This is a genomic window from Streptococcus suis, assembly GCF_002960425.1.
Classification (GTDB): Bacteria; Bacillota; Bacilli; order Lactobacillales; family Streptococcaceae; genus Streptococcus; species Streptococcus suis_S.
In genome coordinates, this window is sequence record NZ_POIZ01000056.1 from 1 (window position 1) to 10,914 (window position 10,914).

Consider the following 10,914-nt stretch of genomic DNA (forward strand, 5'->3'; position numbering starts at 1 on the left):
CTATGTGAATGAGCTTCGTCGCTTGTATGGTCAAGATGCAGAAGTATTATGTGGCTATGAAGCTGGATGTCTTGGATTTACCCTATATCACTAGCTACAAGTTCACGGGATTCTCTGTATCGTGATGGCACCTACAACGGTAATGAAGAAAGGAGCTAAGCATGTCAAGACAGATAAGAAAGATGCGGCTCAGCTCGCAAAAGCTCTGGCCTTTCGTAGCTATCGGCCTGTTCATATTCCTACTGCTGAGGATGAACAAGTCAAAGGATATATCCGTATGAGAACAGACCACAAAGTGGCTCTGAAGAAAATTAAACAACAAATTCTTGCCTTCTGTCTCCGACATGATTTTCGCTATACAGTGGGAAGAAATAATTGGACACAGTCATTGGCGTTTGATAGTGTGGAAAGACCATGTTTGCGGTGGTGATTCCACCATAGGATTTACACCTTGATTTTAAGAGTTAATTCTTTTAGTGAATGGAAGATTTTTCTCAAGTTTGAAGGAATGATAAGTGCTCTCAGCTACGGCATTGTCATAGGAAAAACAGCTTGACTAAGTGAACGGGTGATGCTAAAAACCTCTAACAGGTCATCTATCAGCTGATTATCAAACTCCTTACTATGGTCAGAATGATGAAATATCTTGACTTTAGTCAGAGCGTTAGGAATGCTTTGAATGGCTTTTTTGACAAGCTCTGCAATCTTGTGCAATCCAATAATATCACGGTTAAAGATGTCAATGATTATGCAAACATAAGCTCAGCGATTGCCAACAAGAATGCAGGTCAAGTCAGTTACAATCGCTTCAAGTGGCTTTTCTTAGTTGAATTATCTAGCCAGAGGGTTTGGGGTGGGGACTTCATTCTTCCTTTAGAATGCGATTTAAAAGCTACTTTCTGCTAAACCGATACTAAATTCAGCCTCTTCATGATGCGACGAATCCGACGACGAGACAAATTGCTATCTTGTGTTTCCAGATATTTATTGATTTTTCTAGCGTCATATCTGGACTTACTGTCAAGAAAAATGTGCTTCACTATTTCTTCAAGCTCCGCTTCAGATATTAGTTCTACAACTTCGTAGTAATAGCTAGAGCGAGGAATGCTCAACCAACAACACATAGCTGAAATACTATGTTTATCCTTGTTAGCAGTGATTATTTGCCTTTTCGTGCCATACTCACAGCCGCTTGTTTTAGGATAACTAAATGCATTTCAAGTTCTTTATTTCGTTTTCTGAGTTCAATCAGTTCACTTGCACAGCTGTAAAATTATCAACAGACTTGAAGGAAATATTTATTCTCTCCTGCCGGATTCATTTGTTACAAGTCGAGGAAGTCAAATCATATTCTTTGTTCAGTTCACTGTGCTTTCTTCTCGCATTGTGAAAATCAACGATTTGTTGTTTGAACTTATCCGTAATGATGAATTGTTGATAACTATTTCGAATTGCCGAGTTCTATCCCGCTCCCTCTTTTGCCTAAAATTTGTTACAATAGTAGGGAAAGGATGCTATTATGAGAAAAGTTCAATTTTTTCTGCTGATAGAAAGTATGCTCTTTACCATGGCAGCTTTTGATGTTGTTGCCAATGAGGCCAGTCGGACCTTGTTGCTCTTCTCAGCCTTGCTGTTACTTGCTTGGTATTTTCTAGGACGACGTTTAAATAGTGTGTTACTGGTCAGCTCACTGTCACTATTGTTTCTGGTATTTGTTTTAAATCCTTACTTCATCATAGGGGTTATGCTACTCGTTGTTTATATGTTTATCAATTTTTTCTCGCGCTATGAGAAACGCAACCAGTACACCCAGATTGTATTTAGCGACTATGCTTTGCAGGTGCAAAAAGAAAAAAATAGGTGGTTTGGCAATCATGACCATTCACAAGACCGTTTTGGTTTTGAAGATATCAATATTGTCCGCTTGTTTGGTAATGATGTGGTTGATTTGGATAAGACAGTCTTGGTAGGGCGGGATAATATTGTGGTCATTCGTAAAACTTTTGGACGTACCAAAATTATTGTTCCCATTGATGTTGAAGTTTCCTTGTCGGCGACGAGTATCTATGGAAGAGTTAATTTCCTAGGTCAATCTCAATGGGATTTGCGGAATGAAAGTATCGCTATCAATAGTCCAGACTATCAGGAATCCCATAAACGCGTAAAGGTTGTGACCAATAATATTTTCGGAGATGTGGAGGTGGTTCGCGTATGAGAAAACGTACCTATTTCCTCTTGGCTTGGTTTGCCAGCCTGATTGTCTTTGTGGTCATTTCCTCTACCCTGCCCCTTCTCAACCATTCGCTGTTAGATGTCAATCTATGGACCTCTACAGAACAACTTGTATTCACTCTCATTCTTCTGGTTATCGTTTTGACCCTCTTTTTAGCGGTCATGGTCCAAACGGTGAGCCTGGCTTCCACTCAGGTTATGCGAGCAAAGTTACAGGCTATTTTGAAAAACAAAAGTATCCGAACAGATAATGAGAATGATCAACTCCTGCTTCAGTTGTCCGATAAGGTGAGAAATTTGACCCGCCAGGTGCAACTGGTGGATAATCAGGACTTGGTCAAGAGAGAAGAAATTGTTGAAGGTGAACGGAAGAGGATTGCTAGAGATTTGCATGATACGGTCAGCCAAGAATTGTTTGCGACCAGTATGATTCTATCAGGTCTATCCTCCAGTTTGCCCAATCTACCCCAGGAAACCTTGCAGGAGCAGTTGATTCTGGTCAAGGATATGATTGAGTCTGCCCAGAGGGATTTGCGAATCTTGCTACTGCATCTCCGACCGAGTGAGCTAGAGAGCAAGACCTTGGTAGAGGGTTTTGAACTTATTTTGCGAGAAGTCAGCGATAAGAGTAATATCATCGTCCATTTCCAGCATGAAGTGGAAGAATTACCCAAGTTAATTGAGGAACACCTCTTTCGAATTGCCCAGGAAATTATCAGCAATACCCTACGTCATGCCAAGGCCAAACATTTGGATGTTTACCTCATTCAAAAAGAAACAGAGTTACAGCTGAAAATGACAGATGACGGAGTTGGTTTCCAGCAGGAACAGGATGGGGAGCTCAGCTATGGTTTACAAAATATTCGGGAACGGGTGGAAGATATGGCGGGGACCATTCAGATTCGCTCGGCACTGAATAAGGGTGTCGCCATTGATATCCGTATCCCATTATTGAAAGGAAAAGAAGATGAATACAATTCGAGTGATGTTGGTTGACGATCATGAAATGGTCCGTCTTGGTTTAAAAAGTTACTTAAATTTGCAGCCAGATGTGGAAGTTGTTGCCGAGGCTAGTGACGGTGAAGAGGGCTTGAGCAAGGCCTTAGAGGTAAAGCCAGATGTGGTAGTCATGGACTTGGTCATGCCAAAGATGACAGGTGTAGAAGCTACCTTGGCTCTGCTCAAAGAATGGCCTCAAGCACAGATTGTCATTTTGACCTCCTACCTAGACAATGAGAAAATTTATCCTGTCTTAGAAGCTGGGGCAAAAGGTTATATGTTAAAGACTTCTAGTGCAGATGAAATTTTGACAGCCATTCGCAAGGTAGCGCGTGGGGAATTTGCCATTGAAACAGAAGTGGAGAAAAAGGTGGAGCATCATAAACGCCACCCTGACTTGCATGATGATTTAACAGCTCGTGAACGTGAAATCCTTACTCTATTAGCTAAGGGTTATGATAACCAACGGATTGCGGACGAGTCCTTCATTTCCTTGAAAACAGTCAAAACCCACGTTTCCAATATTCTTTCTAAACTTGCGGTTAGCGATAGAACTCAGGCAGTTGTTTATGCCTTTCAACATGGCCTGGTAGCACAAGAGGAAGAATAATGGTATAATGGGGGAGTGGTAAAGAACTCAAAAGTATTTAAAAAGAGTTCGTCTTACCACCCCCGCACAGTTGATTAGGTCGGATTTGGAGTGTGAAATACGAACAAATCTGCCAATCAACACTGCGCTGAGATGTTGACACGAACTCAGATAAGTGGATTGAGCTTGATGCTAAGTCCAGAAAGGATACTTAAATAGTGGATGCAAAATTAAAATACAAAGCCAAAAAAATAAAGATTGTTTTTTTTGATATTGATGATACCTTGCGTATCAAGAACACAGGCTATATTCCTGATTCCATTCAGCAGGTCTTCCAATCATTGAAAGAAAAGGGGATTTTGACTGGAATTGCGTCTGGTCGAACACCCTATGGTTTGGTACCAGAAATCAAGGCCCTCCAGCCTGATTTCTTTGCCATGATAAACGGTTCTTATGTTGAAGATGCCAAAGGAAAACTTGTTCATCACCAACCGCTTTCTCAGGAACTGGTGGAGAAAATCATTTCCTGGACCAAGGAGGTTGGAATCGAATATGGTTTACTGGGGAGCCAAAAAGGAACCTTGTCTGCTCGGACCGAGCGGATTAGTCAGGTCATTGACTTGATTTACGAGGGTTTGGAAACTGACCCAGAATTCTACAAAGACAATGCTATTTACCAAATGCTGACCTTTGAGAAGGACGGTCAGGAAGTTGAATTGCCAGAAGAACTGCAAGCTGATTTACGCACCGTTCGTTGGGATGCTATTTCATCGGATATTGTCTTGAAAGACTCTTCCAAGGCTGCTGGTGTAGCTAAAGTGGTTGAAAAACTTGGCTTGAAACCTGAAAATGTTCTGGTCTTTGGAGATGGACTGAATGACATTGAGTTGTTCGATTATGCAGGCATTAGCATTGCTATGGGGCATTCTCATCCAGAATTGCAAAAGCGTGCAGATTATATTACAAAAACAGTTGAAGAAGATGGCATCTTTGATGCCTTGGAGAAATTAGGTATGGTAGAAAAAGAAAAATACTTCCCACAATTAGATTTGGAAAATGTTGAAGGACCGATTGCTCATATCAAGACTAATCATGGTGAGCTAACTGTAAAATTATTCCCAGAAATTGCTCCAAAGACAGTTGCAAACTTTGTTGCCCTCTCTAAAGATGGATATTATGATGGTATTATTTTCCACCGTATTATCAAAGATTTCATGATTCAAGGTGGGGACCCAACTGGTACAGGCATGGGTGGTGAGTCCATTTATGGTGCTTCATTTGAAGATGAGTTTTCAATGGAAGCCTTTAACCTTCGTGGTGCCTTGTCTATGGCCAATGCTGGACCAAATACAAATGGAAGTCAATTTTTCATCGTTCAAAATGAAAACTTCCCTTACAATGCCAAGGAATTAGAACGCGGTGGTTGGCCAAAAGAAATTGCAGCAACTTATGTTGAAAATGGGGGCACACCGCACCTAGACCAACGTCATACTGTCTTTGGTCATTTGGTGGATGAAGCCTCATTTGCTGTTCTTGATGCCATTGCTGGAGTTGACACAGATTCAGCAGACCGTCCGCTTGAAGATGTAGTCATCGAAACCATTGAAATTGAGGATTAAGATGAGGATTGGCGATAAGATCAAGGGGACGGTGTCGGGTATCCAACCCTACGGAGCTTTTGTGGATTTAGAAAATGGGACAACTGGTTTGATTCATATTTCTGAAATCAAGACGGGATTTGTTGATAACATCTATGACCACGTTAAGATTGGTCAGGAAGTCTTGGTGCAGGTTGTTGACTTTGATGAATATACTGAAAAGGCCAGCCTATCTATCCGAACACTGGAAGAAGAACACCAAAAAATTCCTCGTCACCACCGTTTCACCAATGAACGAAATAAAATTGGCTTTACACCATTGGCAAAAAGTCTTCCGAAGTGGATAAAAGAATCGAAAGCCTACCTCAAAGAACAAAAAGAAAAGAAGGTTTAGGGAAAAATCCCAACCTTCTTTTAATTATCAAATTCATAGAGGGCAGTAGACAAGTACCGCTCACCGTTATCTGCCAAGATAGCCAATACTTTTTTACCAGCTCCCAATTCTTTCGCAACTTCAATAGCCGCGTGGATCGCTGCTCCTGAAGAAATACCGACCAAGAATCCTTCCTGTCCACCAATTGCTCGACCTGTAGCCAAGGCATCGTCTGATTTAACACGAATAATGCCATCATAGGCTGCTGTATCCAGCGTATCAGGAATAAAACCTGCTGAAATGCCTTGGATTTTATGTGGACCAGGTGCTTCACCAGATAGGACTGCCGATTCATCAGCTTCTACGGCATAGATGGTGATGTTTGGGTTGGCAGCTTTTAATACATGCGAAACACCAGAAACAGTTCCACCAGTACCAACACCAGATACAAAGGCATCCAGACCGGTTGCCCCAAAGTCTTCCAAAATTTCCTGTCCTGTTGTATCTTCATGAACTTTTGGATTGGATGGATTAGCAAACTGGAATGGTACCCAGCCATTTTTTTCTTCCGCAATCTCTTTTGCCTTGGCAATAGCACCCTTCATTCCCTCGCTACCAGGGGTTAAGACAAGCTCAGCTCCATAGGCTTGGATGATTTTACGACGCTCAATGCTCATGGTTTCAGGCATAACGATAATCACTTTATAGCCTTTTGCTGCACCGACCCAAGCAAGGCCGATACCAGTATTTCCACTGGTTGGCTCGACAATGGTATCACCAGGTTTAATGGTACCAGCCTTTTCGGCATCTTCAATCATAGCCAAGGCGATACGGTCTTTGACAGAAGAACCTGGGTTGAAAGCTTCCAATTTGACATAGACCTCAGCGGCTCCTTCAGGAACAATATGGTTCAGTTTGATAATCGGAGTTTTTCCAACTAGTTGCGTAATATTTTGATAAATAGCCATAAGGCACCTCCAAATAATGTTACTACCAGTATATAGTAGAACTTCAAAAAAGTATAATATAAAAAAACTATCATAACGATAGTCTTTTTTAATAGACAGGAACCTCTACAATTCGGCTGTCAGTCTTCTCCGCCTGAACTTTTCCGTGGTAAAATTCTGTCAGGCTTGCCAAGGTTTGTTCTAAGCATTCCTTATCTACAAAAACCATGGTTGAAACTTCAGTCATGAACTGGGTATCGAATTCTTCCAGTCCTTGCTCCGCTCGCCAATTAGCAAACTCTTGGTACTGGGCGTAGGACATGGTGATGGAGATTCCCTCTTGTTCCTTGACTTCCACAACACCGATTTCCTTGACTGCATTAGCAACGGCTCCAGCGTAAGCACGGATTAAACCACCAGCACCCAGTTTGATGCCACCAAAATAGCGGGTAACCACCGTTGCGACATTGGTCAGTTCGTGATTTTCTAAAACCGTCAGCATTGGCACACCAGCAGTACCAGACGGCTCTCCATCATCTGAAGAACGCTTGATTTCCATATTTTCTCCAAGGACAAAAGCAGAGCAGTTATGGGTGGCCTTGTAATGTTCTTTCTTGATTTTGTTGATAAAGTCGCGAGCTTCTTCCTCACTAGTCACTCGTTTCATAAAACAGATAAAGCGGGATTTCTTTATCTCTTCCTCAACAATACCGTCTTCTTTAATTGTCTTAAATTCTTTCATAACCAAATTGTACTAATTTTTTTCAAAACTGACAAGAAATTCCGAATAAATAAGTGATGAAAGAATTAGAAGATTACTATGGAAGACTTTTCACCAAGTATCAGTTGACGGCAGAAGAAAGAGAAAAAGCAGTTTCAATACCCAGTGTTGTTGAAAAGAATGCCTGCTTTCGATGTGGAACAGTGTTTGAAGAAGAAAACAAGTTGCCAAATGAAGCATATTACTGTCGAGCCTGCTTGCTTTTAGGTAGAGTACGGTCAGATGAAACACTCTACCATTTTCCACAAAAAGAATTTCCTGTAAATTCTTGTTTGAGATGGAAGGGCACATTAACCGATTGGCAACAAGGGATTTCTGACGGCTTGCTAGCAAATCTTGAAAAAAGACAAGCGACCTTGGTTCATGCCGTAACGGGTGCTGGTAAAACAGAAATGATTTACCACACCGTTGCCTCTGTGATTGATAAAGGTGGGGCAGTCTGTCTGGCCAGTCCACGAATTGATGTTTGTATTGAACTTTATAAGCGACTACAAAATGACTTTTCAGTCCCCATTAGTCTTCTTCACGGAGAGTCCGAATCCTACTTCCGAACTCCGTTAGTTGTTGCAACAACACATCAGTTGTTAAAATTTTATCAGGCCTTTGATTTGGTTTTGATTGATGAAGTAGATGCCTTCCCCTACGCAGACAACCCCATGCTGTATCGAGCGGCTGATAATGCAGTCAAGGAAGATGGTGTTCAAGTATTTTTGACAGCAACATCAACAGATGAATTGGATAAAAAAGTTAAAACCGGCAAATTAAAACGGCTTAGCCTACCGAGACGATTTCATGGAAATCCACTTGTTGTACCACAAAAGGTTTGGTTTTCCAAGTTTGATGCCAACCTAAAGCAAAACAAACTGGTCCCCAAACTTACGAAGGCGATCCAAGAACAGAGAAAATCGGGCTTTCCTTTGCTCATTTTTGTGCCAGAAATCTCCAAAGGTCAAGACTTTGCTAAGATAATGGAAAAAACATTTCCAGATGAAAGCATTGGTTTTGTATCCAGTCAAACTGAAAATCGGCTAGAAATAGTAGAAGGTTTTCGCAATAAAGACATTACAATCCTAATTTCTACCACAATTCTAGAACGTGGGGTAACCTTCCCGGGTGTAGATGTCATTGTTGTCCAAGCTAGTCATTACCTCTACACCTCTTCCAGTCTTGTGCAAATTGCAGGTCGAGTTGGCAGGAGTATGGATCGTCCGACTGGCCTACTCCAGTTTTTCCACGAGGGGTCTACTCGTTCTATTGAAAAGGCTATAGCTGAAATCAAACATATGAATAAGGAGGCCGGCTATGTCTAATTGCTTACTATGTGATCAAAACTTGAAAACCAGACAAACCTTTTCTGAACTTATTTTCTTTGGTAAGCCCCAGTCAGGAGTTTGTCATGCTTGTCTTGTTACTTTTGAAAAAATAGCAGAGCAACACTGTCTACATTGTTTTAAAAGCGGGGAAGAAGGAAGCTGCAAGGATTGTCATTACTGGCTAAGCCAAGGGAAATCAGTATCCCACACGGCCATTTTTCAGTACAATGAAGCCATGGCAGCTTACTTTAGTCGATACAAATTTCAAGGCGACTATGTTCTCAGAAAAATTTTTGCATCAGAACTCAAAAAAGCACTAGAAGATTTTTCCGACTATACCATCGTACCTATTCCCCTCAGTCAAGAACGATTGGAAGAACGAGGCTTTAATCAGGTGATTGGTTTACTAGAAGCTGCCAAGATTCCTTATCAAGAGTTGCTGGGCAAACGAGACAGTCAAAAACAATCTTCGAAAAGTCGAGAAGAGAGGTTAGAAACAGAACAAACATTTTACCTACTAGATGAAAAAAATCTACCAGAAAAAATTTTATTAATTGATGATATTTACACAACAGGGGCTACAATCCAGCTTGCAAAAAGTCTTTTCATGAAAACCGGACAGAAAGAAATCAAAACATTTTCACTTGCAAGGTAAGAAAACGGTTGCAATATTCTTATAATGTGATATAATAATAGTGAAGAAAGGCGAAAGCCAAGAAAGAGGTACTAATATGATTAAATTCAGTATTCGTGGAGAGAACCTTGAAGTTACAGAAGCACTTCGTACTTATGTAGAAGAGAAAGTAGCAAAGATTGAGAAATACTTCAATGAGGGCCAAGAGTTGAATGCGAAGGTCAATCTAAAAGTTTACCGTGATAAACGTGCCAAAGTGGAAGTGACGATTCCAGTAGGAACAATGACTTTACGTGCAGAAGATATTTCACAAGAAATGTATGGCTCTATCGACCTTGTAGTAGATAAGATTGAACGTCAAATTCGTCGCAACAAAACCAAGATTGAAAGAAAACACCGTCAAAAAGTTGCAACAGGCCAAGTCTTTACCGATGAACTTGTAGAGCAAGTTGAAGAAGAGGTAAAAGTTGTTCGTACCAAACAAGTTGATTTGAAACCAATGGATATGGAAGAAGCCATCCTTCAATTAGAATTGCTAGGACATGACTTCTTTATCTATACTGATGCCAACGACGGAACAACCAATGTCCTATATAAACGTGAGGACGGAGATCTGGGACTTTTAGAAGTTCGCCAATAAGCATACTGAACAGCTACATGGTGCAGCTGTAGTGGGTAGATGAAAAGCTAACACCTAGAGAGGACGAAATCCGTTCTCTCTTTCTTTATCTCTTTCCTATTTTCAGGAGATAAGCTGAAAAGGGCTATCCCCAGCCCTTTTCACTGTTCAAGGCAATCAAAATGCATTTTTTAAGTTTTCATCTTCCTGAAACCGAGGGCATTTCTTTTAATGACTTTGATGAGATTGTTGGTAGCCTCCAATTTGGCGTTGGAATAAGGCAATTCTAGAGCATTCAAAACCTTGTCTTTATCCTTTAGAAATGTCTTAAATACCGTCTAGGAAATAGGATTAGCAGAGGCTATTTCCTGTTCGATGAGACTGAAGAAATGAAGTCATTAAACTCTTAGGAACGTTGATATTTCGGTATTTCTGAGAGTTTTTTATTTTCAACATAAAGAAAAAAGATTGAAGAAAATTGTCCAAAATGGACTTTTTCTTCAATCTGAAGAGGCTGGGCAAAAACTAGCCAGTAAATAAAATACACAGACAGATTGAGCTGATTTTGATGAAATCCAGCCGAACTGTCTGTGTTTTTCTTTCTTTTTCTACTCTCTTGGACTAATTTCTTAGCCAATTTCGTTAGATTCATGCTCATTAGGAGGAAGCCTATCTCGGTTTCAACCACTTTTTGACCTCTGACATGGACTCTGCGTACGCCAAAAACACCCTTCATCCTACCAAATACAGGTTCGACATCCACCTTGCGTTTGGCATAAATGCGGGCTCCCTCTTTACTTGTCAATTCCTCTTTGACTAAGTTCTTCAT

General features: G+C 40.8%; 10 protein-coding genes and 3 pseudogenes. 8 read left to right on the forward strand and 5 right to left on the reverse strand.

The window, feature by feature from the left end; all coding sequences use genetic code 11:
• Positions 1-311 precede the first annotated feature (311 nt).
• Positions 312-1,428, reverse strand: a pseudogene (locus tag C1G57_RS08315) (IS3 family transposase).
• A 91-nt stretch (positions 1,429-1,519) separates the two neighbouring features.
• On the opposite strand from C1G57_RS08315, the gene liaF reads away from it, so the two are divergent.
• The 5 genes from liaF (at position 1,520) to C1G57_RS08340 (ending at position 5,812) form a co-directional block, all read left to right on the forward strand.
• The gene (gene liaF / locus C1G57_RS08320) at positions 1,520-2,215 is read left to right on the forward strand and encodes a cell wall-active antibiotics response protein LiaF (RefSeq protein ID WP_105114519.1); all 696 of its coding nucleotides are present in this window, start codon (positions 1,520-1,522) and stop codon (positions 2,213-2,215) included.
• The gene (locus C1G57_RS08325) at positions 2,212-3,228 is read left to right on the forward strand and encodes a sensor histidine kinase (RefSeq protein WP_105114520.1); all 1,017 of its coding nucleotides are present in this window, start codon (positions 2,212-2,214) and stop codon (positions 3,226-3,228) included. The genes liaF and C1G57_RS08325 overlap by 4 nt, the downstream gene beginning before the upstream one ends.
• A complete protein-coding gene (locus C1G57_RS08330) occupies positions 3,200-3,841 on the forward strand; it encodes a response regulator transcription factor (RefSeq protein ID WP_105114521.1) in 642 nt (213 codons plus the stop codon). The genes C1G57_RS08325 and C1G57_RS08330 overlap by 29 nt, the downstream gene beginning before the upstream one ends.
• Positions 3,842-4,038: 197 nt before the next feature.
• Positions 4,039-5,439 (forward strand): bifunctional Cof-type HAD-IIB family hydrolase/peptidylprolyl isomerase, encoded by a 1,401-nt coding sequence (locus C1G57_RS08335; protein ID WP_105114522.1) that lies wholly within the window; start codon positions 4,039-4,041, stop codon positions 5,437-5,439.
• Position 5,440: 1 nt separating this feature from the next.
• Entirely contained in the window at positions 5,441-5,812 is a 372-nt protein-coding gene (locus C1G57_RS08340; protein ID WP_105114523.1) for a S1 RNA-binding domain-containing protein, read from the forward strand.
• 20 nt (positions 5,813-5,832) lie between these two features.
• Here the strand turns inward: C1G57_RS08340 and cysK are convergent, their stop codons facing one another.
• Together cysK and C1G57_RS08350 are read right to left on the reverse strand one after the other, a co-directional pair.
• The gene (cysK, locus tag C1G57_RS08345) at positions 5,833-6,759 is read right to left on the reverse strand and encodes a cysteine synthase A (protein WP_105114524.1); all 927 of its coding nucleotides are present in this window, start codon (positions 6,757-6,759) and stop codon (positions 5,833-5,835) included.
• Between the two features lie 88 nt (positions 6,760-6,847).
• Positions 6,848-7,480 (reverse strand): YigZ family protein, encoded by a 633-nt coding sequence (locus C1G57_RS08350; protein WP_161941136.1) that lies wholly within the window; start codon positions 7,478-7,480, stop codon positions 6,848-6,850.
• Positions 7,481-7,536: 56 nt separating this feature from the next.
• Here C1G57_RS08350 and C1G57_RS08355 point away from each other — a divergent pair, with 56 nt between their 5' ends.
• The 3 genes from C1G57_RS08355 (at position 7,537) to hpf (ending at position 10,106) form a co-directional block, all read left to right on the forward strand.
• Positions 7,537-8,829, forward strand: a complete 1,293-nt coding sequence (locus C1G57_RS08355) for a DEAD/DEAH box helicase (protein ID WP_105114526.1) — start codon at positions 7,537-7,539, stop codon at positions 8,827-8,829.
• Positions 8,822-9,487 carry a ComF family protein gene (locus C1G57_RS08360; RefSeq protein WP_105114527.1) on the forward strand — a complete coding sequence of 222 codons (666 nt, stop codon included), beginning with the start codon at positions 8,822-8,824 and terminating at the stop codon, positions 9,485-9,487. The genes C1G57_RS08355 and C1G57_RS08360 overlap by 8 nt, the downstream gene beginning before the upstream one ends.
• 76 nt (positions 9,488-9,563) lie before the next feature.
• On the forward strand, positions 9,564-10,106 hold the full coding sequence (hpf, locus tag C1G57_RS08365; protein WP_105114528.1) for a ribosome hibernation-promoting factor, HPF/YfiA family: 543 nt from the start codon (positions 9,564-9,566) through the stop codon (positions 10,104-10,106).
• Between the two features lie 124 nt (positions 10,107-10,230).
• Here the strand turns inward: hpf and C1G57_RS08370 are convergent.
• Together C1G57_RS08370 and C1G57_RS11680 are read right to left on the reverse strand one after the other, a co-directional pair.
• Positions 10,231-10,477: pseudogene (locus tag C1G57_RS08370) on the reverse strand (transposase); the annotation flags it as partial.
• A 229-nt stretch (positions 10,478-10,706) separates the two neighbouring features.
• Positions 10,707-10,914, reverse strand: a pseudogene (locus C1G57_RS11680) (transposase); the annotation flags it as partial.